This window comes from Mycobacterium kubicae (assembly GCF_015689175.1).
Lineage (GTDB): Bacteria > Actinomycetota > Actinomycetes > Mycobacteriales > Mycobacteriaceae > Mycobacterium > Mycobacterium kubicae.
Genome location: NZ_CP065047.1, coordinates 745,376 through 770,978, shown reverse-complemented (window position 1 = coordinate 770,978; position 25,603 = coordinate 745,376). Strand labels below are relative to the sequence as shown.

The 25,603-nt window shown below is 68.9% G+C and carries 24 protein-coding genes and 1 pseudogene; 10 read left to right on the top strand and 15 right to left on the bottom strand.

The genetic code is table 11. The features are described 5' to 3' along the window. Positions 1 to 420, bottom strand: coding sequence for a rhodanese-like domain-containing protein (locus I2456_RS03555; RefSeq protein ID WP_085072713.1), 420 nt, complete (start codon positions 418 to 420; stop codon positions 1 to 3). Continuing rightward, positions 417 to 1,814: a formate-dependent phosphoribosylglycinamide formyltransferase gene (gene purT, locus I2456_RS03550; RefSeq protein ID WP_085072712.1), complete on the bottom strand. Its 1,398-nt coding sequence runs from the start codon at positions 1,812 to 1,814 to the stop codon at positions 417 to 419. The genes I2456_RS03555 and purT overlap by 4 nt, the downstream gene beginning before the upstream one ends. Positions 1,815 to 1,989: 175 nt before the next feature. Here purT and I2456_RS03545 point away from each other — a divergent pair. Next, positions 1,990 to 3,323, top strand: a pseudogene (locus I2456_RS03545) (PPE family protein). Here the strand turns inward: I2456_RS03545 and I2456_RS03540 are convergent. Both I2456_RS03540 and I2456_RS03535 read right to left on the bottom strand, forming a co-directional pair. Then, a complete protein-coding gene (locus tag I2456_RS03540) occupies positions 3,324 to 3,953 on the bottom strand; it encodes a PaaI family thioesterase (protein WP_371869913.1) in 630 nt (209 codons plus the stop codon). A 14-nt stretch (positions 3,954 to 3,967) separates the two neighbouring features. Further along, complete coding sequence (locus tag I2456_RS03535; protein ID WP_068022974.1) at positions 3,968 to 5,266, bottom strand: adenylosuccinate synthase; 1,299 nt, start codon at positions 5,264 to 5,266, stop codon at positions 3,968 to 3,970. A gap of 86 nt (positions 5,267 to 5,352) precedes the next feature. On the opposite strand from I2456_RS03535, the gene I2456_RS03530 reads away from it, so the two are divergent. Next, positions 5,353 to 6,021 carry a peptidase M50 gene (locus tag I2456_RS03530; protein WP_085072710.1) on the top strand — a complete coding sequence of 223 codons (669 nt, stop codon included), beginning with the start codon at positions 5,353 to 5,355 and terminating at the stop codon, positions 6,019 to 6,021. A gap of 9 nt (positions 6,022 to 6,030) precedes the next feature. After that, positions 6,031 to 6,783, top strand: a complete 753-nt coding sequence (locus I2456_RS03525) for a site-2 protease family protein (RefSeq protein WP_068022705.1) — start codon at positions 6,031 to 6,033, stop codon at positions 6,781 to 6,783. Between the two features lie 92 nt (positions 6,784 to 6,875). Here I2456_RS03525 and I2456_RS03520 read toward each other — a convergent pair whose 3' ends face one another. Next, a complete protein-coding gene (locus tag I2456_RS03520; RefSeq protein WP_085072709.1) occupies positions 6,876 to 7,289 on the bottom strand; it encodes a DUF3151 domain-containing protein in 414 nt (137 codons plus the stop codon). 71 nt (positions 7,290 to 7,360) lie between these two features. Here I2456_RS03520 and I2456_RS03515 point away from each other — a divergent pair, with 71 nt between their 5' ends. Next, entirely contained in the window at positions 7,361 to 8,179 is an 819-nt protein-coding gene (locus tag I2456_RS03515; protein WP_085072708.1) for an Rv0361 family membrane protein, read from the top strand. A 107-nt stretch (positions 8,180 to 8,286) separates the two neighbouring features. On the opposite strand, the gene fbaA is transcribed toward I2456_RS03515, so the two are convergent. Continuing rightward, positions 8,287 to 9,321: a class II fructose-bisphosphate aldolase gene (gene fbaA, locus I2456_RS03510; RefSeq protein ID WP_068022717.1), complete on the bottom strand. Its 1,035-nt coding sequence runs from the start codon at positions 9,319 to 9,321 to the stop codon at positions 8,287 to 8,289. 61 nt (positions 9,322 to 9,382) lie between these two features. Between fbaA and I2456_RS03505 the strand changes: the two genes are divergently transcribed. After that, positions 9,383 to 10,066: a VTT domain-containing protein gene (locus I2456_RS03505; protein WP_068022720.1), complete on the top strand. Its 684-nt coding sequence runs from the start codon at positions 9,383 to 9,385 to the stop codon at positions 10,064 to 10,066. Here I2456_RS03505 and I2456_RS03500 read toward each other — a convergent pair. Beyond that, positions 10,055 to 11,182: a glycoside hydrolase family 76 protein gene (locus tag I2456_RS03500; RefSeq protein WP_068022722.1), complete on the bottom strand. Its 1,128-nt coding sequence runs from the start codon at positions 11,180 to 11,182 to the stop codon at positions 10,055 to 10,057. The genes I2456_RS03505 and I2456_RS03500 overlap by 12 nt on opposite strands. A gap of 47 nt (positions 11,183 to 11,229) precedes the next feature. On the opposite strand from I2456_RS03500, the gene I2456_RS03495 reads away from it, so the two are divergent. Continuing rightward, positions 11,230 to 11,730 carry a (2Fe-2S)-binding protein gene (locus I2456_RS03495; protein ID WP_085072739.1) on the top strand — a complete coding sequence of 167 codons (501 nt, stop codon included), beginning with the start codon at positions 11,230 to 11,232 and terminating at the stop codon, positions 11,728 to 11,730. Then, positions 11,720 to 13,840 carry a xanthine dehydrogenase family protein molybdopterin-binding subunit gene (locus I2456_RS03490; RefSeq protein WP_085072707.1) on the top strand — a complete coding sequence of 707 codons (2,121 nt, stop codon included), beginning with the start codon at positions 11,720 to 11,722 and terminating at the stop codon, positions 13,838 to 13,840. The genes I2456_RS03495 and I2456_RS03490 overlap by 11 nt, the downstream gene beginning before the upstream one ends. Here the strand turns inward: I2456_RS03490 and I2456_RS03485 are convergent. From I2456_RS03485 to ttfA, 7 genes are all read right to left on the bottom strand, one after another. Beyond that, positions 13,837 to 14,517: an SRPBCC family protein gene (locus I2456_RS03485; RefSeq protein WP_085072706.1), complete on the bottom strand. Its 681-nt coding sequence runs from the start codon at positions 14,515 to 14,517 to the stop codon at positions 13,837 to 13,839. The genes I2456_RS03490 and I2456_RS03485 overlap by 4 nt on opposite strands. Before the next feature lie 82 nt (positions 14,518 to 14,599). Continuing rightward, positions 14,600 to 15,715 (bottom strand): XdhC family protein, encoded by a 1,116-nt coding sequence (locus I2456_RS03480; protein ID WP_169717178.1) that lies wholly within the window; start codon positions 15,713 to 15,715, stop codon positions 14,600 to 14,602. Between the two features lie 441 nt (positions 15,716 to 16,156). Next, entirely contained in the window at positions 16,157 to 16,801 is a 645-nt protein-coding gene (locus I2456_RS03475; protein WP_085072704.1) for a TrmH family RNA methyltransferase, read from the bottom strand. Next, a complete protein-coding gene (locus tag I2456_RS03470; RefSeq protein WP_085072703.1) occupies positions 16,798 to 17,691 on the bottom strand; it encodes a hypothetical protein in 894 nt (297 codons plus the stop codon). Before I2456_RS03470 ends, I2456_RS03475 begins: the two co-directional genes overlap by 4 nt. 10 nt (positions 17,692 to 17,701) lie before the next feature. Beyond that, positions 17,702 to 18,238 (bottom strand): orotate phosphoribosyltransferase, encoded by a 537-nt coding sequence (gene pyrE / locus I2456_RS03465; RefSeq protein ID WP_068022739.1) that lies wholly within the window; start codon positions 18,236 to 18,238, stop codon positions 17,702 to 17,704. Next, the gene (locus tag I2456_RS03460) at positions 18,225 to 18,998 is read right to left on the bottom strand and encodes an SDR family NAD(P)-dependent oxidoreductase (RefSeq protein ID WP_068159802.1); all 774 of its coding nucleotides are present in this window, start codon (positions 18,996 to 18,998) and stop codon (positions 18,225 to 18,227) included. The genes pyrE and I2456_RS03460 overlap by 14 nt, the downstream gene beginning before the upstream one ends. Before the next feature lie 51 nt (positions 18,999 to 19,049). Beyond that, positions 19,050 to 19,904, bottom strand: coding sequence for a trehalose monomycolate transport factor TtfA (gene ttfA / locus I2456_RS03455; RefSeq protein WP_068022745.1), 855 nt, complete (start codon positions 19,902 to 19,904; stop codon positions 19,050 to 19,052). 125 nt (positions 19,905 to 20,029) lie between these two features. Between ttfA and I2456_RS03450 the strand changes: the two genes are divergently transcribed. Beyond that, positions 20,030 to 20,851 (top strand): enoyl-CoA hydratase/isomerase family protein, encoded by an 822-nt coding sequence (locus I2456_RS03450; RefSeq protein WP_085072702.1) that lies wholly within the window; start codon positions 20,030 to 20,032, stop codon positions 20,849 to 20,851. 2 nt (positions 20,852 to 20,853) lie between these two features. Here the strand turns inward: I2456_RS03450 and clpB are convergent, their stop codons facing one another. Next, the gene (gene clpB / locus I2456_RS03445; RefSeq protein ID WP_085072701.1) at positions 20,854 to 23,400 is read right to left on the bottom strand and encodes an ATP-dependent chaperone ClpB; all 2,547 of its coding nucleotides are present in this window, start codon (positions 23,398 to 23,400) and stop codon (positions 20,854 to 20,856) included. 139 nt (positions 23,401 to 23,539) lie between these two features. Between clpB and I2456_RS03440 the strand changes: the two genes are divergently transcribed. Further along, positions 23,540 to 24,706, top strand: coding sequence for an FAD-binding oxidoreductase (locus I2456_RS03440; RefSeq protein ID WP_085072700.1), 1,167 nt, complete (start codon positions 23,540 to 23,542; stop codon positions 24,704 to 24,706). A 9-nt stretch (positions 24,707 to 24,715) separates the two neighbouring features. Beyond that, positions 24,716 to 25,600 (top strand): aldose 1-epimerase, encoded by an 885-nt coding sequence (locus I2456_RS03435; RefSeq protein ID WP_085072699.1) that lies wholly within the window; start codon positions 24,716 to 24,718, stop codon positions 25,598 to 25,600. Positions 25,601 to 25,603: the final 3 nt, after the last annotated feature.

Below are 25,603 nucleotides of genomic sequence, written 5' to 3'. Positions count from 1 at the left end.
TCAGCCCTGTTTCCAGGGCAACCCGATGGCCCGCCAGCCGCCCAGGCCGCGGTGGCCATGGTCGTCGAGGTGTCCTTCGAAACCGTCCAGCACGTTGTAGGCCGGCGCCAGGCCGGCCTCGGTGGCGGCCTCGGCTGCACCGATGGAACGATTGCCGGACCGACACAAGAACACCACCGGCCGTTCTTCTTGCCCGTCAGGCGCGATCTGGTCCTGCAACTCGGCGAGGAAGTTCTCGTTGTGACTGCCGTCGGTCTTGTTCCACTCGACGTACACGACGTCGCGGCCCAGGCTCGACAGATCGGGCACACCAACGAAACGCCATTCCGCTTCGGTCCGAACGTCAACCAACACCGCTTGAGGGTTGTCGCTGAGCATCTTCCACGCTTCCAGCGGCGTTATGTCTCCTGCGTAGCTCACTCGCGTGAGTCTCGCATATTCAGCCGAACCGCGACGTCGCGGGCGCGGTCGCGAGCGACCGTGACCTCGGGCGCGGTGGCCAACGCCACACCCAGCCCACGGGCGGTACCGACGTGACGGCTGCCCCCCGCTCCCCCGAACACCCGCACGTCGCTTTCCGGGGTGGCCAGCGCGGCGGTCAACGCGTCAGCGGTGGGCACCGCCCCGTGGCTTTGCACCCCCACGGTGCGCGCGGCGCCCGGCGAAACCATCATGGTGTCCACCGCCAGGCCCATGATCGCTCGGGCCTGCAACTCGAACACCGAAAGCCGTTGGCTGCGTAGGGTCGGCCAGGCGGTTTCCTGCGGCCACGCCGTGACGTCGGCGAAGTACACCTCGTCGCCGTTGATCATCAGTTCGACGCTGAACACCCCGCGGCCGCCCAGCGCCTTGGCGATGCGGGCGGCGATCGACTTGGCCGCGTCCAGTGCGGCGGCGCTGATCTTCTGCGGCTGCCACGACTCCAGCTCGCCGCCGTCCACGCCGACATGGCCGATCGGGGAGCAGAACTCGATCACGGGTCCGGACGGACCCTCGCTGCGGATCACGATCAAGGTGACCAGAACCTCGACCTCGACCACGGTCTCGGCCCACACGCGTGGCTGCGCACTGCCGGCGTATGCGGCGATGGCGTCGTGCCAGGCGCGCTCCACCTCAGCGGGTTCTTTCACGACCGTGTGCCCATGCCCGGCCCCGTTGACCGGTTTGACGAGCAGAGGAAAACCGGCGTGGGCGGCGACGGCCTCGAGTTCACCCAGCGATCCGACGAACCAGAACGGGGCGGTGGGCAAGCCGAGTTGGTCGGCGGCGAGCTTGCGCAGGCCCTCGCGGTCGGCCGTCAACCGCACGCAGCGCGCGCTGGGCACCAATTCGGTGATTCCGCTGGCCGAATCGGCCTGTTGCGCCTCCTGGGCGGTGAGCGCTTCCAACGCCTCCACCGATACCGCGTCGGTCAGGGTCACCACGAAGTCGGGCTGCAACCGATCGAAGACGCCGGCCAGCTCGTCGGCGTGGGTCATGGGCACGACCAGCTGCTGGTCGGCGACGCGATGCGCGGGGGCGTCGGCGTACTCGTCGACGGCGATCACCTCGGCACCCAGGCGCTGCAACGCGACCGCCAGCTCGCGGCCGAGTTCACCGGAACCCAGCAGCAGCACACGCGGCCGCGGGTCGGAATCGAGGGCGACGGGCTCGTCAGCCGGCTGCGCTGTCGGCTCGTCAGTCGGCTCGTTCAGCGGCGCAGGCGCCACCGTCGGCGGGATGTCGAGGACCGTTGTCTTGTCGTCCTCGGCGGGCGCGGGCTCCGGGTGCGTGCCGGTGGGCTCGTCTTGTCCTTCGGTCAAGCCCTCAGTCACCAGCTCAGCCTCTCGCTCGTTTGCATGCCGATCAAGGATAGGTGCGCCGACTGGGGTTGAGAGAGGGCTCTATAAGAGAAAGCCGCGTCTGCACTCATTTCTTGAGTTTTTGTGTAAGTCTGCTGGCAGCTTGCTGTGCGATTCTCGCTGAGGAGGTCGGGGCGGACCGATGTTGATGGATTTCGCGTCGCTGCCGCCGGAGATCAACTCCGCCAGGATGTACTCGGGCCCCGGCTCGGCCCCGCTGATTCATGCGGCGGCGGCGTGGCACCGGTTGGGCACCGGTTGGCCAGGGACCTGACCGCGACAGCGGCTTCCTATGCGGAGGTCATCTCGGGGCTCACCGGTGAAGAGTGGGCCGGTTCTTCGGCCTTGTCGATGGCGGCTGCCGCCGCCCCCTACGTGGCGTGGATGAAGGCGACCGCCGCGCAAGCCGAGCAGGCGGCGGCTCAAGCCGTGGCCGCGGCGAACGCGTACGAGTCGGCCCACGCGGCGACGGTTCCGCCGGCGGAGATCGCGGTCAACCGCAGCACGATGATGGCGCTGGTCCAGACCAACATCTTCGGGCAGAACACCCCCGCGATCGCCACCAGCGAAGCCGACTACAGCGAGATGTGGGCCCAGGACATCGTCGTCATGGACAGTTACGCCGGTAGCTCGGCGGCCGCGGCGGAACTGACGCCGTTCACGCTCCCGCCGGGCACCACCACCGGCACCGACTCGGCTGTCGAGGCGGCCGCGGCGGCAGCAGCCGCGGGACCCGCCGCAGCAGCGACGTTACCGGCCGCCGCCATCGGAATACCGACTCCGCTTGGGGATCTCGATGTCCTGGTGGCCGCGGCCGTGGCAGTCGCGACGGTCAGCACTGCCGTCCAGGGCGCCCAGCTGATCGAGGTTTACCGCCACGACGCGGTCGCAGAGAGCGACGCGGGCCGGTGCGGCACCGACATCGACGACGGTGGCGCGGCCGGCGGCGGAAACATCTCGATTCCGGGTGGTTCCCGGGCCGATGACGCGAACCCGGGAACCGGACGAGCTATCACCCCGCCACAACGGCCGCCGACCGTTGCGCTGTCGGGCTACTCGGCCAACATCGGCGGCCTGTCGGTGCCGCAGAACTGGTTCGTCCCGCCGGCGGTGCGCCAGGTGGCCGCGATGTTCCCGGGCACGACGCCCATGTTCATGACCGGCGGCTCGGACGGCGGCTATACGGGGATGGCGGCGGCGGGCTTGGCCGGCACCAGCCTGGCCGGTCTGGCCGCCCGGGGCGGCGGCGGGTCGACCACGCCGGCTGCGGCCGCGCCGACGGCGGGCGGCTCGGCAGGAGGGGCCGCGGCGGCCATCAGACCCGCGGCGAACACGCCCGCGATCCCGGCGGCCGCCACCGGGGTGCAGTTCCCCGGCCTACCGTCCGGGCTGCCGGCCGGTGTGGTGGCCAATCTGGCCGCAACCCTTGCGGCGATCCCGGGCGCGACGATCATCGTGGTGCCGCCCAACCCGAATCAATAGTTACGGTTGCCCCGGCAACAACTGCACCATCAGGCCGTTGCCCTCGGCGAGCAGCGTCTCCTCGGTGTCGACCAACTCCGCGGACACGAACGCCTTGCGCCCTTCAATGCGGCTGACCCGGCCACGCATCACCAACGGCACCTCGATCGGGGTGATCTTGCGGTAATCGACGTGCAGGAACGCGGTGCGACTGATCGGCCGCGAGGCGGCATGCGACACCATGCCGAACATGTGGTCAAACAGCAGCGGCAGCACACCGCCGTGCACGGCGGAGTTGCCCCCGACATGGAACCGGCTGAACGAGCCCGTCATTTCGACGCCTTCGGCTTCATAGCGGGTCAACGTCCACGGCGGCAGCAGCAGGCTGCCCATGCCGGGCAAATCGGGGGTGCGGCCCGCCGGTGACTGCCCTTCGGCCGCCTGGAACGGGCCGAGCAGATCGACCAAAGCGGCGGCCCGCTCGGCGGCCTCGTCCCACACGTCGTCGCCGGGGTCGGCGGACACCGAAAGGTCTTGCAGGCGATGCATGGTGGTGACGAACCTGCGGAATCCGACGCCGGGGTCGGCCGGCCCGTATTCCGGGAAGCCGCCGTGGTGTTCGTAGTCGGGATCCACATCTTCAGGACGAATCGACGAATAATGCGTCACGGGCGAGCCTGCAGCACGTCCCGGCGCACGATGGTCTGGTCCCGGCCCGGGCCGACACCGATGCACGAAACGTGGGCTCCGGCAAGCTCTTCCAGCCGCAGCACGTAGTCGCGCGCCTTGGCCGGCAGGTCGTCGAATTCGCGTGCGGCCGAGATGTCTTCCCACCAGCCGGGCAGCTCTTCGTAAACCGGTTCGGCGCGGCACAGGTCGCTTTGCGTCATCGGCATGTCATAGGTGATCGATCCGTCGATGCGGTAGCCGACGCACACCGGCACGGTTTCCAGACTCGACAGCACGTCGAGCTTGGTCAGGAAGAAGTCGGTGATGCCGTTGACCCGGGTGGCGTAGCGCGCGATGACCGCGTCGAACCAGCCGCAGCGCCGGCGCCGGCCGGTAGTCACCCCGAACTCGCCACCGGTTTTGGACAGGTATTCGCCGTACTCGTCGAACAGCTCGGTGGGGAACGGGCCGGAACCGACCCGGGTGGTGTAGGCCTTGAGGATGCCCAGCACCGTGTTGATGCGGGTGGGGCCGATGCCGGAGCCGACCGCCGCGCCGCCCGCCGTCGGATTCGACGACGTCACATAGGGATACGTGCCGTGGTCGACATCGAGCAAGGTGCCCTGCGAGCCTTCCAGCAACACCGTTTCACCGGCGTCGAGCGCGTCGTTGAGCAGTCGCCGGGTGTCGGCGATGCGATGGCGGAAGCCCGCGGCCTGTTCGAGCACCTGCTCGACCACCTGCGCGGGTTCCAGCGCCTTGCGGTTGTAGATCTTGACCAGCACCTGGTTCTTGAACTCCAGTGCCGCTTCCACCTTGTGCGCCAACCGGTCCGCGTCGAGCACGTCGGCGACCCGGATCCCCATGCGGGCCACCTTGTCTTGGTAACACGGCCCGATGCCACGGCCGGTGGTGCCGATCTTCTTGCTGCCCATGTAGCGCTCGGTGACCTTGTCGATGGCGACGTGGTAGGGCATCAGCAGATGCGCGTCAGCGGACAGCAACAGCTTGGAGGTGTCCACGCCGCGTTCTTCGAGGCTGTGCAGTTCCCCGAGCAGGACACCCGGATCGACCACCACGCCGTTGCCGATGACGTTGGTCACCCCGGGCGTCAGCACGCCCGACGGAATGAGGTGCAGCGCGAAGTTCTCTCCGGTGGGCAGGACGACGGTGTGGCCGGCGTTGTTGCCGCCTTGGTAGCGGACCACCCATTGCACCCGCCCACCCAGAAGGTCTGTGGCTTTACCCTTGCCCTCGTCACCCCACTGGGCGCCGATGAGGACGATTGCCGGCATGCCTTGCTCCCTGATCTGGCGGGTCATCAGCCCGCTTATTGTGGTCAGCCGGTGACCTACCCTACCGAGCAGGTTGCGAGGAACTGATGAAAAGCGCCCGGAAAGCGGCGGACAACGCTCCCAGTATGGCGGTTCTGCTGTTTGCCGGGGCCCAGGTGCCCAAGCCGCTTGCCGACCTGCCCGTCCACCCGATCGGGGCCGCCGCGGACGTCGACGCGGCCGTCGGCGCCTATCAACGGCTGGTGGTGGCCGGCGGTGACGCCGACCTGGCTACCACGCTGACCCGGTTGCTGCGCGCCGAGCGGCTCGACGTCGAAGTGGGATACGCCGCGCCCCGGCGCACCCCTGCCACGCGGGTGTACCGGCTGGCGACCGGCAAGCGTGCGGCGCGGCGGGCGCGCAGCGGGACGGCGCGTCGGGTTCCGCTGATCCGCGACGACACCGGAACGGTGATCGTCGGCCGGGCGCAGTGGCGACCCGCCGACGAGAGCCGAGTGATTCACGGTGAGGCGGTCGTCGACGACACCTCGTTGTTCGACGGCGACGTCTCCGGCGTACGCATCGAACCCACGCCAGCCGTCCCGGGCTTGCGGGCGTCGATCGACGGCGGATTGTTCCGCCGCTGGGTGCCCGGGCGCGCCGCTCAGCTCGGCACCACCGGCGCCACCGTCGTGCGCGATGGCGTCGCGGGCGGGCGCCCGGTGCGTCGATCGACGTTCTACCGGCACATCGAGGGTTGGCTGCTGGTCGGGTAGGTTCGACCGGTGCGACCCAGCCCGATCTTTCTGGGCCTGGTGGGACTGACAGGCTTGGGTGCAGTGCTGGCGTGGTTGGCCGGGTCCAGCGTGCGCCCCTTGTCCTACGGCGCGGTGTTCCTCTTCGTCATCGCCGGCTGGCTGGTGTCGTTGTGCCTGCACGAATTCGGGCACGCGTTCACGGCGTGGCGCTTCGGGGACCACGACGCCGCGCTGCGCGGTTACCTGACGCTGGATCCGCGCCGCTACACCCATCCGATGCTGTCGCTGGGCATGCCGATGCTGTTCATCGCGCTGGGCGGGATCGGCCTGCCCGGCGGTGCGGTCTACCTGCGCACCTGGTTCATGAGCGCCCGACGCAGGACGCTGGTCAGCCTGGCGGGCCCGGCCGCCAACGTGGCGTTGGCGGTGGTGCTGCTGGCGGCGGCCCGGCTGGGCTACGACCGGGCCCATCAGGTGCTGTGGTCGGCTGTGGTGTTCCTGGGTTTCCTGCAGGTCACGGCGGTGGTGCTGAACCTGCTGCCCATTCCGGGCCTGGATGGATACGACGCCCTGGAACCACATCTGAGCCCGGCGACCCAGCGGGCGGTCGCTCCGGCCAAACAGTTCGCCCCGTTGTTCTTGGTGTTCCTGTTCTTGGCGCCTGCGCTTAACCGCTGGCTGTTCGCCGTCGTGTACTGGTTGTTCGACTTCTCCGGTGTCCCGCACTGGCTGGCCGGGGCGGGCAGCACCCTGACCCGGTTTTGGAACGTGTGGTTCTAGGCGGCGCGCGCCGGCCATTGCTATACATGCGTAAGTACGCATATATTACTCGGCATGGGTGCAGGACAGCGCCAGCGACTACGAGAGACGTTCTAGAGCCCGAGCGCCGGCCGGGCCTGCGGGTCGCAGTCGTCGAGCAGGTCCTGGCAGCGCAGCAGCTCGTCGGTTTCACCGATCGCGTCCGCGGCCTTGGCCAGCGCGGCCACGCACCGCAAGAAACCGCGGTTGGGTTCGTGGGCGTAGGGCACCGGCCCGAACCCCTTCCACCCGTTTCGGCGCAGCTGGTCCAGGCCGCGGTGATACCCGGTGCGGGCGTAGGCGTAAGCAGTGATGGCCTTGTCGTCGGCCAGCGCCTCCTCGGCCAGCGCGGCCCAGGCCACCGACGCCGAGGGATGCGCGGCAGCGACGATGGCGGGGTTCTCCCCGGCGAGCAACTCCGCCTCGGCTTCGGTGTCTGCCGGCAGCAGAATCGGATCAGGTCCTAATAGGTCACCCATCGGCGTCATGAGTCCATTGTGCGAGGGTTGGGTCGCTAAGCTCCAACTACCCACTCGATAGCCGGAGGACAGCAGTACAGATGCCAGACGAACGCGAGCCAGACAGCGACGGCAGCGAATCCCCGGGCGAACCGGCCGGCCGGCAAGGCACCGAGGATCAACCGCTGGTGCCCAGCGACGCCGAGACCGAGACCGTGGTGATCGCCAAGGACGATCCGCAACCAGCACCGGACGCCGCGGGCGCGGACGCCCAGACCGAACGCCGCTTCACCGCACCGGGATTCGACGCCAAAGAGACGCAGGTAATGGCGACCGCGCCGGAGGCTGCCACCGAAGTCATCCACACTCAACAGGCGCCCGCCGTTTCGCCGCCGCCGCCTCCTTCCATGGCCCCCAAGCCGTCCGGGCCGCAGTCGATTCCGGGACGTTCCGGCGGTAAAGCGACGTCGTTCAAACCCAGCAAGTGGGGCTGGGTGCTGGCCATCGTCGTGATCGTGCTGGCGTTGACGGCGATCGCCATCCTGGGCACCGTCCTGTTGACCCGCAGCAAGCACTCCAAAGCCTCCCAGGAAGACCAGGTTCGCCAGGTCATCCAGACGTTCGACGGTGCGGTGCAGCGCGGCGATCTCACCGCGCTGCGCAGCATCACCTGCGGCACCACCCGCGACGGCTACGTCGACTACGACGAGCACTCCTGGACCGAGACCTACCAACGGGTTTCGGCGGCCAAGCAGTATCCGGTGATCGCCACCATCGACCAGGTGGTCGTCAACGGCCAGCACGCCGAGGCCAACGTCACCACGTTCATGGCCTACGACCCGCAGGTCCGCTCCACCCGCAGCCTGGACCTGCAGTTCCGCGACGACCAGTGGAAGATCTGCCAGCCCCCCAGCAGCTAGGGCCCGAGCGTCCAGTCCTGCCGAGCGTCCAGCCCCGCCGAGTGTGCGGCCAGCCGCACAGTGGGCCTCGAGTGTGCGGCCAGCCGCATACTCGAGCGCAGGGGGGTTCAGCCGGCGACCGACTTGCCCGCGCAATGCAAGTCGTTGCACGCCTCGATGACCCGCTCGGTCATGCCGGCTTCGGCCTTCTTCAGGTAGCTGCGCGGGTCGTACACCTTCTTGGAGCCGACGTCGCCGTCGACCTTGAGCACGCCGTCGTAGTTGGTGAACATGTGCCCGACGATCGGGCGGGTGAACGCGTACTGGGTGTCGGTGTCGACGTTCATCTTCACCACGCCGTAGCGCAACGCCTCCTCGATCTCGGACTTCTCCGATCCCGAGCCGCCGTGGAACACGAAGTCGAACGGCTTGGCGTCGTCGGACAATCCGAGCTTGGCGGCGGCCACCTTCTGTCCTTGAGCCAAGATGTCGGGGCGCAACTTGACGTTGCCCGGCTTGTAGACGCCGTGCACGTTGCCGAACGTGGCGGCCAGCAGGTACTTGCCGTGCTCGCCGGCCCCGAGCGCCTCGATGGTCTTCTCGAAGTCCTCCGGGGTGGTGTAGAGCTTGTCGTTGATCTCGTTGGCGACGCCGTCCTCTTCGCCGCCGACGACGCCGATCTCGATCTCCAGGACGATCTTGGCGGCCGCGGCCTGCTTCAGCAGTTCCTGCGCGATGTCGAGGTTTTCGTCGATCGGCACCGCCGAGCCGTCCCACATGTGCGACTGGAACAGCGGATTGTCACCCGCGCCCACTCGTTCCGCCGAGATGGCCAGCAGCGGGCGCACGTAGGTGTCGAGCTTGTCCTTGGGGCAGTGGTCGGTGTGCAGCGCGACGTTGATCGGATACTTGGCCGCGATGACGTGCGCGAACTCGGCCAGCGCGACCGCGCCGGTCACCATGTCCTTGACCCCGAGCCCGGAAGCGAACTCCGCCCCACCGGTGGAGAACTGGATGATGCCGTCGCTGCCGGCGTCGGCGAAGCCTTTGATCGCGGCGTTGACGGTCTCCGAGGAGGTGCAGTTGATGGCCGGGAAGGCGTAGGCGTTCTCCTTGGCACGTTCGAGCATCTCGGCGTAAACCTCGGGCGTTGCGATAGGCATGAACGTTCCTCCTCCGGGACTGGGCCCATTCAGTATTGCAACGCCGGTATGTTGATGCCTCATGAGCACCGCGGTGGTTGCCCTGGGGGACATCCTCGACCCGATGTACTGGCTGGGCTCCAACGGCGTCTTCGGCTCCGCGGTGTTGCCGGGCATCCTGATCATCGTCTTCATCGAGACCGGGTTACTGTTTCCGCTACTGCCCGGGGAATCGCTGCTGTTCACCGGCGGGCTGCTGGCCGCGCATCCCGATCCGCCGGTCAGCATCTGGGTGCTGGCGCCGTGTGTCGCCCTGGTCGCGATCCTGGGCGATCAGACCGGCTACTTCATCGGCCGCCGCATCGGGCCCGCGCTGTTCAAGAAGGAAGATTCGCGGTTCTTCAAGCAGCACTACGTCACCGAGTCACACGCGTTCTTCGAAAAGCACGGCGCCAAGGCCATCGTCTTGGCCAGGTTCGCCCCGTTTGTGCGGACCTTCGTCCCGGTCATCGCCGGGGTGTCCTACATGCGCTATCCGGTGTATCTGGCCTTCGACATCGTCGGTGGCATCGCCTGGGGTGCGGGTGCGACGCTGGCGGGCTACTTCCTGGGCACCGTGCCGTTCGTGCACAACAACCTGGAGAAGATCATCCTGGGCATCTTGTTCGTCTCGCTGCTGCCGGCGATGTTCGCCGCCTGGCGCGGGTTCCGGTCGCGGCGGGCGCGGAAGAACAACCCCAGCGATGAGCCCGCACTACCCGAGTGAGCTGCCCTCGGCGGCACTGTGCGCGGCCTCCATCAGCATCCAACCGGAGAGCTGAACGGACAGGTCGCGCTCCGGGATCGCGGAGCTGTTGACCGCGCCGTCGACCGACTGCGCCTCCTGCCCACCGGCGGTGGGCAATTCGGCGTCGCGATCCCAGAACGCACCGAACACCGGCAGGCCGGCCACCGTTTGCCGGTTGTCCCAGGCCGCTTTGGCGGACGACAACACAATGTTGCGGGCGGTGTCGCGAGCGACGGCGTCGTCGGCGGAGTCTCCAGGCAAAGTGGTCGCCACCAGTGCCAGGTACCGAGCGGTGATGCCGCCGAACAAACCGCCGTCGCCGCCGCCGGCGCTCTTGAGCACACCGTTGGGCGCCATGTGCTCGTTGACCGCCGCCACCAGGCGGTGCACCCGCGCCTTGTGCCGGTCACGCGCCTCGGCGCCGGTGCGCACCGCCAACTCGGTCTCCAGGCCCAGCACCACCCCCTGGCAGTAGGTGTACTGCGCGCGCACCAGCGAGCCGTCCTTGATGCCGTCGAACACCAGGTGTGTCTCCGGGTCGATCAGCGCGCCGTCGATCCAGTCGCTCATCTGGTCGGCCCGGCGCACCCCGCCCTCGTAGCGGGCCAGGAAGATGCCGGCCGGGCCGTTGGCCGGAGCGTTGAAGAACCGTTCCTGCCCTTTGCGCCACGGGATGCCGCCGCCGTCTTGGGGAGCCCACGCGGTGACGAATTGGTCGGCGAGTTTCTGCAGCGCGCGGCGACGCTGCACGCCGGCCACCCGGGCGGCGCGTTCCAGCGCCAAGGCGAGCCAGGCCATGTCGTCGTAGTAGTTGTTGATCCACCGGAAGTTGTTGCGCAGCCGGTGTGCGCGGATCTGCCGGGAAATCCGGGTGTGTCGCTCTGGCTGCGGGTCACGTAGCTGGGCGTCCAGCAGGCAGTCCAGCAAGTGCGCCTGCCACCAGTAGTGCCAGGTGCCGAAGAGCCGGTGTTTGCGTTCCGAGGGCCAGGCCACCACGCCCAGCTGAGTGCCCGGCAGCGCCCAGAGCCGGTGCAGGTGCCGTTGCGTGACAGCGGCTTCGGAGCTAGCTGCCCGATTTGCCCAAAGCTGATCCATACTTGCCGATCCTGCCTTAAGCGGTCCCGGCGAGGATGCTGGAGTCCATGGGCGAGGACAACACCGCGGCGACACGGTCGCTGACCGTCAACGGGCAGCGCCACGAGGTGCACACCGAGGACGACACACCGCTGCTGTACGTGCTGCGCAACCACCTGAACCTGAAGGGCACCCGGTTTGGCTGCGGCGTGGGCTTGTGCGGCGCGTGTTTCGTGCTCGCCGACGGCCGACCGATCTACTCCTGCGACACACCGGTGTGGTCGGTGGCGGACAAGTCGATTCGCACCGTCGAGGGGCTGGGCACCGATGAACAACCGCACCCGGTGGCGCGTGCCCTGATCGCCGGGCAAGCGGCGCAATGCGGGTACTGCATGTCGGGCATCGTGGTGGCCGCGGCGGCGCTGCTGGCCGACAACCCCGATCCCACCGAGTCGGAGGTGCGAAAAGTGTTGAACCCCAACCTGTGTCGCTGCGGGTCGCATAACCGGGTGGTACGGGCGGTGCTGAGCGCCGCGGCGCAGATGAACGGCTCCGGCGATGTCCGTTAGCGACCTGTCGCCGTCGTTGGCCGCCAACCCGGTGCTGGGTCAGTGGTTGCGGATCACCTCGGACGGCGTCGTGGAGGTGCGCTCGGGCAAGGTGGAGCTGGGCCAGGGGGTGTTGACCGCGCTGGCCCAGATCGCCGCCGAGGAACTCGACGTCGACGTGGCGCGGGTGCGGATGATCGCGGCGGCCACCGATCGCAGCCCGGACGAAGGCTTCACCGCGGGCAGCCGGTCGATCCAGCATTCCGGGGCAGCGCTGCGCCAGGTGTGCGCGGAGGCGCGGGCGATCTATGTCGACGTCGCCGCCGCCAAGCTCGCCGTGGCGCCCGACGAGTTGGACGTGTTCGACGGTGAGATCCGCGGCCCGCACGACGTGGTCACCAGCTATTGGGAGCTCGCCGACGACGCGCTGCTGGATCGCGAGGTCAGCGGTGACGTGGCACCCAAAGCGGAGTCGGACTACGCGGTCGTCGGGACCGACCTGGCGCGCCTGGATCTGCCTGACAAGCTGACCGGGCGGCCCCGCTACCTGCACGACCTGCATCTCGACGGTCAGCTGTACGGCCGGGTGGTGCGCCCGCCGTCGCGCGGCGCGCGGTTGCGCGCGGTGGACACCGGCCCGACCGAGGCGCTGCCGGGCGTGGTGGCGGTGGTGCGCGACGGAGACTTCGTGGCGGTGGTGGCCGACCGCGAAGAAGTCGCGCTGCGCGCCGCCGACCGGCTGGGCGGCGACGCCGATTGGGACGAGCACCCAACCCTGCCGGACGAGAACGAGCTGCCCGCGTTTCTGCTGTCCGCGCCGGCCGAAACCCGGGTGATCGCAACCAAAGACGACCCGTCGGCGACGCCGTCGGCCCGCTCGTATCAGGCGCGCTTTCACCGGCCGTACTTGGCGCACGGAGCCATCGGGCCCTCGGCGGCGGCCGCGCTGGCCCACGCCGACGGCCGGTTGGAGGTGTGGTCGCACAGTCAGGGCGTCTACCAGTTGCGCCACGAGTTGGCCGCGGCCCTGGACATGGCCGTCGAGCGGGTGGTGGTGCGCCATGTCGAGGGAGCCGGCTGTTACGGGCACAACGGCGCCGACGACGTCGCCCTGGACGCCGCGCTGCTGGCGCGGGCGGTGCCCGGCCGGCCCGTACAGGTGGTGTGGTCACGCACCGAGGAACTGGGGTGGAGCCCGCTCGGCCCGGCCGGCGTCGTCGAAATCGCCGCGGACTGCGCCGACGACGGGCGCGTGCTGTCCTGGCGGCACGAGATTTGGAGCGGCAGTTACATGGGCCGTCCGGGCACCACGCCGACGAACGCGTTGCTGGCGGCCAGCCACCGCGCAGGCGGCGCCCCGATCCGCGCCGGCGGCGAGCCGCCGGTCGACTTCGGCGGCGGCTCCAGCCGCAACGGCATCCCGGGTTACGACTTTCCGGCCTATCGGGTGACCAATCACCTGCTGACCGAGATGCCGTTGCGGACCTCGGCGCTGCGTTCGCTGGGCGCCCACCTCAATGTGTTCGCCATCGAGTCGGCGATGGACGAGCTCGCCGCGGCCGCGGGCCGCGACCCCGTCGAATTCCGGTTGGCGCACCTGTCGGACCCGCGGGGGCGGGCGGTGCTGCAGGCCGCGGCGCGACGGGCCGGCTGGACCGAGTGGACTTCGCGGGAGGCGATCGGCCACGGCGTCGGTTACGCCCGCTACAAGAGCTCCTCGGCGTATTGCGCGGTGGTGGCCGAGGTGGAGGCGGTCAACGAGGTGCGGGTGCGGCGGCTGGTGATCGCGGTGGATGCGGGACTAGTCATCAACCCCGACGGTGCGGCCAATCAGATCGAAGGCGGCGCCATTCAGGCCACCAGTTGGACGCTCAAGGAGCGGGTGCGCTTCGACCGGATGAACGTGACCAGCACCACCTGGGAGACCTATCCCATCCTGCGCTTTTCCGAGGTACCCGCCGTCGACGTGGAATTCGTTGCGGCACAGGAGAATTCCCCGCTGGGAGTGGGTGAGTGCGCGCAGGGCCCGACCGCGGCGGCGATCGGCAACGCGGTGTGCGACGCGCTGGGCGTGCGGGTGCGGTCCCTGCCGTTGACCACCGAACAGCTCATCGCCGCAATTTCGGACTAGCCAGCGCGGCCGGCCCCTCGCCGCCGCACCAACAGCCAGGCGAGCACCATCGCGGCCAGCAGCGCGACACCGGGGGCGCCGTACTTCTTGAGCTGCTCGCCGCCGGCGAGTTGCAACAGGTCGATGGGGGCAGGCTCAGCGGAGGCGGCCGTGGCCGCGGCGTCTACGGGGACCTCGGCGCTTCTCGGTAGCTCACCGTTGGTGCTGACCGGGCTCTCCGGCGCTGGGCTGGCCTTGGCTTTGAGTTCGGCTTCCAGGGATTCGACGAACTGGCCCAACAACTTCTCCGACACCTGTTGCAGCATGCCGCTGCCGAACTGAGCCAGCTTGCCGACGATCTTGAGATCGGTGTCGACGATGACGTGGGTGCGCTCCCCCGCCTCCTGCAGCTGCGCGGTCACGGTGGCCGCCGCATTGCCGGTGCCGCGCGACTCTTTGCCCTTGGCGTCGATCACGGCCCGGTATTGGGCGCGGTCTTGTTCGACGAAGTGCACCTTGCCGCTGAATTCGCTGGTCACCGGGCCCACCTTGACCTTTACTTTGCCGAGGTAGTCGTCGCCCTGGTGGCCGGTCAGCTGCGCTCCGGGCATCAGCGGAATCACCTGCTCCAGGTCGCACAGCACGTCCCAAGCCTGATCGATCGGCGCGCTGACGGTGAACTGGTTGGCGATCTTCATCGTTGAAGTCCTCTCGTGTCCGGGCGGTGTTCGACAACTGCGTCGCGAATCAGCCTGGCACACCGGCGCCGGACGGAATCACTTACACGTCGCGGTGGATGCGGCCGCTGAGCTCAGCCAGGGGACGGCCCTGCCCGCCCCACCGTCGGGCGATGATGTCCGCGGCGATCGAAACGGCGGTTTCCTCGGGGGTGCGCGCGCCCAGATCCAAACCGATTGGGCTCGAGAGGCGACTCATCTCCGCGTCCGTCAACCCGGCCGCGCGCAGCCGGTCCATGCGGTCGTCGTGGGTTCGCCGCGATCCCATCGCGCCGACGTAGCCGACCGCGGGCAACCGCAGCGCCACCTCCAGCACCGGCACGTCGAACTTCGGGTCGTGGGTGAGCACGCAGATGACCGTGCGCTCGTCGATTGCCCCGGCCTGCACCTGGCCGGCCAGGTAGCGGTGCGGCCATTCGACGACGACTTCGTCGGCCGTCGGGAAGCGCGCCGGCGTGGCGAACACGGCGCGGGCATCGCAGACGGTGACGCGGTAGCCGAGGAACGAGCCCTGCCGGGCCAGGGCGGCCGCGAAGTCGATGGCGCCGAACACCAGCATTCGCGGGCGCGGCGCGTAGCTGGCGACGAAGACCTCCATGCCTTCACCGCGGCGCTGGCCGTCGGTCCCGTATTCGAGGATGTCGCTGCGGCCCAAGGCCAGCAAACCGCGGGCGTCGTCGGTGACGGCGGCGTCGGCGCGCGCCGAACCCAGCGACCCGGCCGCGGTGTGGGGCCAGATGACCCGCCTCCGGCCCGTCCACTCCGGATGGGAGATGACGGTGGCCACGGCGACCGGTCGGTGCGCGGCGATATCGTCGGCCACCGTGCCGAGCTCGGGGAAGGTCGCCTGCGACACCGGTTCGACGAAGATGTCGATGATGCCGCCGCAGGTCAGGCCTACCGCGAAGGCGTCTCCGTCGCTGATTCCGTAGCGCTCCAGCCGCGGCGACCCGGTCTGCACGACCTCAGCGGCGAGGTCGTAGACGGCACCCTCCACACATCCGCCCGACACCGACCCGCTGACCGAACCATCCGGCGCGACCACCATCGAGGCGCCCGGCGGGCGCGGCGCCGACCGCAAAGTCCGGACCACGGTTCCTACCCCCGCGGTGCCGCCGGCGCGCCAGACCGACATCAGATCAGCAAGCACGTCACGCACGCATCCCAAAGTAAGCTCACCCCGCCCTCTGGGCCCAACTTCGGGGCTATTCGGCCGTTGTCGTGTGTGGCGTCGAGTGTGTACTGACGGCTTCCAGCGTCACGCGTGGGCGGCCGATTCGCCGGAATCCCGCCGCTGGCGCACACTCGACGCCGCTGGTGCACGGTCGCCGGGCTATTCGGCCGTTGTCGTGTGTGGCGTCGACTGTGTACTGACGGCATCCAGCGTTACGCGAGGGCGGGCGATTCGCCGGAATCCCGCCGCTGGCGCACACTCGACGCCGGGCGCTCACACTCGGGGGCTATTCGGCCGTTGTCGTGTGTGGCGTCGACTGTGTACTGACGGCTTCCAGCGTCACGCGTGGGCGGGAAATTCGCCGGAATCCCGCCGCTGGCGCACACTCGACGCCCTCACCTCACACTCGGCGCCGCTGCCGCACACTCACCAAGCCCGCGACAGGTCTGCGTGCTCGCGGATCCACGCATGCATCGCGATCCCCGCCGCCACACCGGCATTGATGCTGCGGGTCGAACCGAACTGTGCGATCGAGACGGTCAGCGCCGCACCCGTGCGCGTGTCGTCGGTGATGCCGGGGCCTTCTTGACCGAACACCAGCAGACAGTCCCGCGGCAGCGTCGTCTCTTCCAGCCGGCTGGCGCCCGGGACGTTGTCCACCGCGACCACGGTCAGCCCGGCGTCGGCGGCAAAAGCCATCAGGTGGGCGGCATCGTCGTGATGGCACAACCGTTGGTAGCGGTCGGTCACCATGGCGCCGCGGCGATTCCAGCGGCGACGCCCGACGATGTGCACGGTGTCGACGGCGAACGCGTTGGCGGTGCGCACCACCGAGCCGATGTTGGCGTCGTACCCGAAGTTCTCGATCGCCACATGCAGCCCATGCCGGCGCCGGTCGATGTCGGCGATGATCGCCTCGCGAGTCCAGTACCGGTAGGCGTCGACGACGTTGCGAGTGTCCCCTTCGCGCAACAACATTGGGTCATAGCGCGGGTCGTCGGGCGGGTCCCCCACCCACGGGCCGACGCCGGTGGCCGGTGCACCCCACTCAGTGGGCCCGGGTCCGCTCACTTCGCGGTCCAGACCGCGGCGTGGGTGCCGACCACCGCCACGGTCGCATACAGCAACGCGTCGTTGATTTCACCCTGGGTGCACAGCGATGCGGTCACCTGCACCGGGTCCCGCGACGACTCGGGCAGGATCAGCACCGACGAACCGTACGCCGCGCACGCCGGGTTCAGCCCGCGGCCGGGCACCGTCGGTGCGGCCAACAGCATCAGGGGCCCGCCGCGGCTGGCCGACTCGTCGCGGTAGCGGGCGGCCAGCGCGTCTGCCTCCAGCCCGAGCAGCATGTAGCCGTTGCCGGTGAACGCCGCCGCGTCACCAAGCTGGGCCTTGTTCACCGGTGTGCCGTCGGCACGCCAGGCCGAGACGCTGGTGGTCTTCACTACCAGACCAGTGTCGTTCTGGTTGGTCGGCAGCAACCCGACCGGAAACGCCGCCGGGTAGGCCGCCGCGGTGTCCGGGATCCGGTCGCGCGGTGAATAGGTGTAGACCCCGCGCACCGCGCTGCGATCCTTCAGCGGACCCAGGCAAACCGTGCCGGTGAGCCGATCGGGCGGCGCCGACAGCGGCGCGGCGATCGGGTGCACCTTGCCGACCGCGTCGCTGCAGCTGCCCAGCCCGTTGGCCTCCATCGGATGGGCCAAGGCGCCGTAGAGCCCGTAGCGAATGTCTTCGACCTTGGCGTGTGGGGCATGCGGATCGGTGGGGGCCGCGTCGATGTCGATCAACACGTAGTCGCCGTCCCAGCGCAGGTTCGACACCGACATGTTCCAGCCCAGCACCGCCGCCGATTCACCGACGCCGGCGGTCTTCGCACCGTAGATGGGGCCGGGTTTGGCGCTCGAGCAGCCGACCAAACCGCACAGCGCTACCGCAATCACCAGGAGAATGCGCACAGCCAGCGACCTAAGACAGCCCCAGATCGGCGAGGCCGAGCACACTGCGATACGGCAGCCCCTCGGCTTCGATCGCTTCGGCCGCGCCGGTGGCGCGGTCCACGACGGTCGCGACACCGACCACCTCGCCCCCCGCTGCGGTGACCGCGCGCACCGCCGTCAACGCCGAATTGCCCGTCGTGCTGGTGTCCTCGACTACCAGGACCCGCTGGCCCGACACCTCTGAGCCTTCGATAAGTCGTTGCATGCCATGGCTTTTCGCCGATTTGCGTACCACGAACGCGTCGATCGGGCGGCCCGGGGCGTGCATGATCGCGGTGGCGACCGGGTCTGCGCCCAAGGTCAATCCACCGACCACCGCGTAATCCCAGTCGTCGGTGAGCTCGCGCATCAGCCGGCCGATCAGCGCCGACGCCTGGTGGTGCAAGGTGGCGCGGCGCAGGTCGACGTAGTAGTCGGCCTCCTTGCCCGACGACAGCGTCACCCGGCCATGCACCACCGACAGCCGGCGCACCAGTTCGGCCAACTCGCGCTTAGGTTCGGCCACTGCCGCCGCCAAAGCGTTTGGTGACGGCCCGGGTCAGCCGTCGCGGCAGCATCCGGCCGGTGGCGACCAGGTACTTGTACTGGACACCGGGGACACTGAGCACCTTGCCGCGGGCGATGTCGGCCAGGCTTGCACTGACCACGTCGTCGACCTCGAGCCACAGCAACGACGGCACCGAGGCCATGTCGATCCCGGCCCGACTGTGGAATTCGGTGCGCACATAGCCGGGGCACACCGCGTGCACGCCGACGCCGGTGCCCTGCAGTCCGTTGGCCAGCCCCTCGGTGAACGACACCACCCACGCCTTGGATGCCGAGTAGGTGGAACCTCGTCCGGGCAGCAGGCCGGCAACGCTGGCGATGTTGATGACGGTGCCCGCCCCGGCGGCCAGCATGGGCGGCAGCGCGGCGCGGGTCAGGTGCATGACCGCGGTGACGTTGACGTCGAGCTGGGATTGAAGCTGCGCGGGATCGGCCTCCCAGAATTCCCCCGACGTGCCGAAACCGGCATTGTTGACCAGCACTCGCACCCCGGCGCCCAGCCGCTCGATGACCTTGTCGCGCCCGGCGGCCTCCGCCAGATCAGCCTGCAGCACCTCGATGTGGCCGGCGTTCGCCCGCAGCTCGTCGGCCAACTGGTCCATCCGGGCGACGTCGCGGGCAACCAGCACCAGGTCGTAGCCGTCCCGGGCGTAGCGGCGCGCAAATCCCGCGCCGATTCCGGAGGTAGGGCCGGTGATCAGGGCGACAGGGCGCGGCATGACCGACAGCGTAGCGAAGCGCCGACTGCGGCTTCTCGCCCCAGTGAGATGTCAGCGCTGGAAGTTGGGAGCCTGATTGCCGTTGCGGCCGGGCGGCGGGCGCCGGCCGGCTTCCGGGCGGCCCTCGTCGCGGCGCACCGGCTCCGGTTGGCGTCGACCGCCGTCGGCCAACAACCCGGTGACATCCTGCTCGGCCCGCCTGGGCGGCAGTTCTGCGCGCGAGGCGGGCGCCAGCGGGCGAGTCGGGGCCGATTTGCGCGGCGCCGGCAGCTCGGCCGGTTCGGCGGCAGCCTCGGCGGGCAGCGGCGGCAACACCCGCAGCAGATCGTTGAACTGGCGAACGGTGCGCAAACCCTCGTCCCACTGGGCGCGGGTGCTGGCGATCGGCATCGCCACCAACGTCCAGTTCTGCTCGTTCCACATGATCTCGGCGCAATCCGGCGCGGTGTGGGCGAAGGTGACCATCCGCCGGTCGCAGGCGCGCCGGGCGGCGTCGAGGTTGGTCGAGTACACCATGCGTGGTCCGATCGCGCCGAGCAGCCAGATGTCGCTCTCGCGTGGTTCCTTGAGCCCTTTGAGGCGCAGGTCGACGACGACGTTGGTGCCGACCTTGCGGTGCAGGGCGATGACGGTGGCGACTTCCTCGAGGTCGAAGATGTAAACGGCCTCGCCACGGATCTGGCCCAGCACGACGTTGCGGGCCGGGATGTCACCGACGGTCGACATCACGCCGCGCTTCCAGCGGTGCAGAATCTCGGTCGATTCGCGTTCGTAGTCGAATCCGTGCGAGCGCGCCCACGACTTGCGGCGCCTGCTGCGCCCGCGACGCTTGTCGATGTCGATGTACAGCAACACCGCCGCACCGACGAAGCACAGTGCGGAGAGCGTGAACCAGAGCGGGACCATCCCCAACAGAGTATCTGTAGTCAGTACTGAACGAAGAATCCGAGCAGGTCACAACCGAATCACAGGAGCGAATAGTTCACCGGCCGACACCGGGCCCGAGCGCCGGGCGTGGTAGATGCCTAGGAATGTATGCGGACTATCGGCTCTTTCACCTCGCCGTCGCCGACGGCGTTTGCCGGGCGACGATCGACAACCCACCCATAAATCTGCTGGATGTTCCGCTGTGGAGCGAGATCGACCGCCTCACGCGGGAGGTGGCGGCCGACGACGACGTGCGGGTGCTGATCGTGGACTCGGCCGACCCGGAATTCTTCGTCGCGCACGCCGACGCCGGGATGATTCTCGATCTACCGGCCGACGACATCGGGCTGCACGACGAGCTGAGCCCCTTCCACGCCGCCATGGAAGCCTTCCGGCTCCTACCGAAGGCCACCATTGCCGTCATCGAAGGGATCTGCCGCGGCGGCGGCAGCGAATGGGCGATGGCGTTCGACCTGCGCTATGCGGCACTGGACAAGGCGGTGTTCGGCCAGCCGGAGGTGGCCTTCGGTCTCATCCCCGGCGGTGGCGGCACGCAGCGCCTCCCCCGGTTGGTGGGCCGCGGACGAGCCCTGGAAGTCATCCTCGGCGGTAGGGACGTCGACGCCGCGACCGCCGAAGCCTGGGGTTACGTCGACCGGGCGCTACCCGCCGATCAGCTGCGCAGCTTCGTCGACAAGCTGGCCCGGCGCATCGCGTCCTGCCCGCAGTCGGCCATCACCAACGCCAAACGCGCGGTCGACGCCGCGTTGTCCAGCGATGTGACGACCGGACTGCGGATCGAGGATCAGCTGTTCCGCGAAACACTTGCCCAACCGGTGGCCCGCGAACGGCTCCAGGCAGTCATCGACGCCGGCGCCCAGACCCGAGAATTCGAGCTGGGCGACCGGCGCCGAAACGGTAGCTAGAACTAGCCGAGGATCAACGAGTCGCCGTCCGGGCTGACGTTGACCGGAACCATGTCGCCGTCGTGCACATCGCCGGCCAGCAACATCTTGGCCAGCTGGTCGCCGATGGCCTGCTGGACCAACCTGCGCAGCGGGCGCGCCCCATAGATCGGGTCGAAGCCGCGCTGGGCCAGCCACTGCTTGGCCGGCAGCGACACCTGCAGCGTGAGGCGACGCTGGGCGAGCCGCTTCTGCAGCTGGGCCAGCTGGATGTCGACGATCGCCACCAGCTCACCGGGTTCGAGGCCGTCGAAGATGATCACGTCGTCGAGCCGGTTGATGAACTCCGGCTTGAACGCCGAGCGCACCGCCGCCATCACCATCTCCTCGTCGCCGCCCGAACCGAGGTTGGACGTCAGGATCAGGATGGTGTTGCGGAAGTCGACCGTGCGGCCCTGCCCGTCGGTCAACCGGCCCTCGTCGAGCACCTGTAGCAGCACGTCGAACACGTCGGGGTGCGCCTTTTCGATCTCATCAAACAGGATCACCGTGTACGGACGCCGGCGCACTGCTTCGGTCAGCTGCCCGCCCTGGTCGTAGCCGATGTAGCCCGGCGGGGCGCCGACCAGGCGCGCCACCGAGTGCTTCTCGCCGTACTCGCTCATGTCGATGCGGACCATCGCACGCTCGTCGTCGAATAAGAACTCCGCCAGCGCCTTGGCCAGCTCGGTCTTACCGACACCGGTGGGGCCCAGGAACATGAACGAGCCGGTCGGCCGGTTGGGGTCGGCCACGCCGGCCCGGGAACGGCGCACGGCGTCGGACACCGCCTGCACGGCCCTGCGCTGGCCGATGACGCGCCGGCCCAGCTCCTGCTCCATGCGCAGCAGTTTGGCGGTCTCGCCCTCGAGCATCCGCCCGGCGGGGATGCCGGTCCATGCCGACACCACCTCGGCGATGTCGTCGGGCCCGACTTCTTCCTTGAGCATCACGTTCTCCCGGGCCTGGGCCTGCGGGAGGGCGGCGTCGAGTTTCTTCTCGACCTCGGGGATCCGTCCGTAGCGCAGCTCGGCCGCCTTGGCCAGGTCGCCGTCGCGCTCGGCGCGCTCGGACTCTCCGCGCAGCGTCTCCAGCTGTTCCTTGAGTTCGCGGACGACGTCGATCGCGTTCTTCTCGTTGTGCCAGCGGGTGGTCAGCTCGCTGAGCTGTTCCTTCTTGTCGGCCAGCTCCGAGCGCAGCTTCTCCAGCCGCTCCTTGGACGCCTCGTCTTCCTCCTTTGCCAGCGCCATCTCCTCGATCTCGAGGCGGCGCACCAGGCGCTCGACCTCGTCGATCTCCACGGGCCGGGAGTCGATCTCCATCTTCAGCCGGCTGGCGGCCTCGTCGACCAAGTCGATGGCCTTGTCCGGGAGGAACCGGGCGGTGATGTAGCGGTCGGACAGCGTCGCGGCGGCGACCAGGGCCGAGTCCGTGATGCGCACGCCGTGGTGCACCTCGTAGCGGTCCTTGAGCCCGCGCAGGATGCCGACGGTGTCTTCCACCGACGGCTCGCCGACAAAGACCTGCTGGAAGCGCCGCTCCAGCGCGGCGTCCTTCTCGATGTACTTGCGGTACTCGTCGAGGGTGGTGGCGCCGACCAGGCGCAGCTCACCGCGGGCCAGCATCGGCTTGATCATGTTGCCGGCGTCCATCGCGCCCTCGCCGGTCGCGCCGGCGCCGACGATGGTGTGCAGCTCATCGATGAAGGTGATGATCTGGCCGGCGGAGTTCTTGATGTCGTCGAGCACGGCCTTGAGCCGTTCCTCGAACTCGCCGCGGTACTTGGCGCCGGCCACCATCGATCCGAGGTCCAGGCTGATGACGGTCTTGTCGCGCAGGCTCTCCGGCACGTCACCGGCCACGATGCGCTGGGCCAGGCCCTCGACGATGGCGGTCTTGCCGACGCCGGGCTCGCCGATGAGCACCGGGTTGTTCTTGGTGCGGCGGCTCAGCACCTGCACGACACGGCGAATCTCGTTGTCCCGGCCGATGACCGGGTCGAGTTTGCCCTCGCGGGCGCGGGCGGTCAGGTCGGTGGAGTACTTCTCCAGCGCCTGGTAGGTGGCCTCCGGCTCGGGGCTGGTGACGCGGCCGCTGCCACGCACCTTGACGAACGCCTCCCGCAGGGCCTGCGGGGACGCGCCATGACCGGTCAACAGCTTGGCGACGTCCGAGTCGCCGGTGGCCAGCCCGACGAGCAGGTGCTCGGTGGAGACGTATTCGTCGTCCATCTCGGTGGCCAGATGCTGGGCGGTGGTGATGGCCGCCAGCGACTCACGCGACAGCTGCGGCTGTGAACTGGAGCCGCTTGTCTGGGGCAGCCGGTCGAGTAGGCGCTGAGCCTCGGCGCGGACGGTAGCGGGCTCGACACCGACGGCCTCCAACAGCGGTGCGGCGATCCCGTCGTTCTGCGTCAGCAACGCCAACAGCAGATGAGCGGGCCTGATCTCGGGGTTGCCGGCGGCTGATGCCGCCTGCAGAGCCGACGTCAGGGCCGCCTGCGTCTTGGTAGTCGGATTGAATGAGTCCACGACACCTCCGTTCGGGGTACGTCCTAGAAAAATGCTTGTCGGCTAGTTCAACGCCGTCAAGGTTGAGTCTGTTCCGCTCAAGGTTAGCGAATTTTCGGCACCGGTGGCACCCCTGTGCCGAAGCCTAGAATCGGACTCCGTGGGCTTAGAGGACCGAGACGCGCTGCGGGTGTTGCGAGACGCCTTCGCGACCGACGGTCCGGTCGGCAGCAACGAGGTGGTTCGCCGGTTCTACGGCCACTGGTTTGCCGTGGACAGTTCGATCCGCGACCTGTTCCCGCCCGAGATGGCAGGTCAGCGCGACGCGTTCGCCCACGCCATGCACTGGGTGTACGGCGAACTGGTGGACCAGCGCGCCGACGAACCGGTGGCCTTTCTGGCCCAGCTCGGCCGCGACCACCGCAAATACGGGGTGCTGCCGGGCCACTACCCGACGCTGCGCCGCGCGCTGTACACCTCGCTGCGCGACCACCTGGGCAGCGCCTGGACCGATGCGGTCAAAGAGGCCGCCGATCAGTCGCTGAACCTGATCACCGGGGTAATGAGTGGCGCCGCAGATTCCGACGACGGACCGCCGTGGTGGGACGGCACCGTCATCGAGCACAACCGGGTGTCGCGGGATCTGGCCGTGGTCCGGTTGCGGCTGGACCGTCCGATGCACTACCACGCCGGCCAGTACGTCACCGTCCACGTGCCACAATGCCCGCGCCGCTGGCGCTACCTGAGTCCGGCCATCCCGGCCGACCCGGAAGGCAATATCGAGTTCCACGTCCGCGTCGTGCCCGGCGGCCTGGTCAGCACGGCCGTGGTCGGGGAAACCCGGCCCGGTGACCGGTGGCGGTTGTCGAGTCCGCACGGCGGCCTGCATGTCGACCGCGACGGCGGCGACGTGCTGATGGCGGCCGGCAGCACCGGCCTGGCGCCGCTGCGGGCCATCATCATGGACCTGTGCCGCTATGCGGTGAATCCCCGGGTGCACCTGTTCTTCGGCGCCCGCTACGGCTGCGAACTCTACGATCTGCGCACGCTGTGGCACGTCGCCGCGCACAACCCCTGGCTGTCGGTCTCGCCGGTGTCGGAATACAACCGCGATCCGGCGTGGGCCGCGGACTATCCCGACGTTTCGCCGCCGCGGGGTCTGCACGTGCGGCAGACCGGCCGACTGCCCGAGGTGGTCACCAGGTACGGCGGGTGGGGTGACCGACAGATCCTGATCAGCGGGGGCCCCGGCATGATCGAGGCGACCAAGGCCGCGCTGATCGCCAAAGGCGCGCCGCCGCAGCGCATCCAGCACGACCCGCTCTAGGCTTGCCGGGTGCACGTCGTCACCTTGCGCGAGGACTCGCTCGCAGCGCAGTTCGTGGTGGATGCCGGGATGATCGGCACCTCGCTGACGGACTCGGGAACCGAACTGCTGGGACAACGCCGCGGCCTGGACGCCTATCTGTCCGCGGGCAAGACGATGGGCATCCCGATCCTGTACCCGTGGGCGAATCGGTTGGGCGACAACAGCTATACCGCCGAGGACGTGACCGTGACGCTCAAGCCCGGCGAGAACCGGGTGCGTGCCGACCCGGCCGGGCTGCCCATCCACGGCGTGCTGGCCGCCTATCCGCATTGGCGGCTGACCGCCCAATCGGACCAGGAACTGACCGCCGAACTCGACTTCGGCGCCGACGCGCAGTTGCTCGCCAGCTTCCCGTATCCGCATGTGCTGGCGATGACCGTGCGACTGGCCGAGCGGACGCTGACGGTGCGCACCACGGTCACCCCTACCGGTGACCGGGCGGTGCCGCTGTGCTTCGGCTATCACCCGTATCTGCAGTTGCCCGGCGTCCCGCGCACCGAGTGGCTCATCGAGACACCGGCCCTGCGCCACCTGGCCCTCGACGACCGGGGCCTGCCCACCGGCCAGACCACCCCGCACCAGCCAGGGTCGGAACCGTTGGGCGACAAGAGCTTTGACGACGCCTTCGACCAGGTGCCCGACGGTGCGGTGTTCGCGGTGTCGGGCGGTGGCCGTCGTCTGGAAGTTCAGTTCGAGCGCGGTTACGCCGCCACGCAGATCTTCGCGCCGCCCGGGGAAGACCTGATCTGTTTCGAGCCGATGACCGCGCCCACCGACGCGTTGCGGCGTGGCGGCTATGAGTCCGCGCGTCCGGGTGAGCCGGCCGTCGCGGTGTTCTCTATCCGCGTGTAGGGC

Coding starts and splice junctions, on each gene's coding strand:
- I2456_RS03535 (WP_068022974.1), bottom strand. CDS start 5,266: ATGCCGGCAATCGTCCTCATCGGCGCCCAGTGGGGTGACGAGGGCAAG.
- I2456_RS03530 (WP_085072710.1), top strand. CDS start 5,353: ATGAAAAGCGCCCGGAAAGCGGCGGACAACGCTCCCAGTATGGCGGTT.
- I2456_RS03520 (WP_085072709.1), bottom strand. CDS start 7,289: ATGACGCCGATGGGTGACCTATTAGGACCTGATCCGATTCTGCTGCCG.
- I2456_RS03515 (WP_085072708.1), top strand. CDS start 7,361: ATGCCAGACGAACGCGAGCCAGACAGCGACGGCAGCGAATCCCCGGGC.
- fbaA (WP_068022717.1), bottom strand. CDS start 9,321: ATGCCTATCGCAACGCCCGAGGTTTACGCCGAGATGCTCGAACGTGCC.
- I2456_RS03505 (WP_068022720.1), top strand. CDS start 9,383: ATGAGCACCGCGGTGGTTGCCCTGGGGGACATCCTCGACCCGATGTAC.
- I2456_RS03500 (WP_068022722.1), bottom strand. CDS start 11,182: ATGGATCAGCTTTGGGCAAATCGGGCAGCTAGCTCCGAAGCCGCTGTC.
- I2456_RS03495 (WP_085072739.1), top strand. CDS start 11,230: ATGGGCGAGGACAACACCGCGGCGACACGGTCGCTGACCGTCAACGGG.
- I2456_RS03490 (WP_085072707.1), top strand. CDS start 11,720: ATGTCCGTTAGCGACCTGTCGCCGTCGTTGGCCGCCAACCCGGTGCTG.
- I2456_RS03485 (WP_085072706.1), bottom strand. CDS start 14,517: ATGAAGATCGCCAACCAGTTCACCGTCAGCGCGCCGATCGATCAGGCT.
- I2456_RS03460 (WP_068159802.1), bottom strand. CDS start 18,998: ATGCCGCGCCCTGTCGCCCTGATCACCGGCCCTACCTCCGGAATCGGC.
- ttfA (WP_068022745.1), bottom strand. CDS start 19,904: ATGGTCCCGCTCTGGTTCACGCTCTCCGCACTGTGCTTCGTCGGTGCG.
- I2456_RS03450 (WP_085072702.1), top strand. CDS start 20,030: ATGTATGCGGACTATCGGCTCTTTCACCTCGCCGTCGCCGACGGCGTT.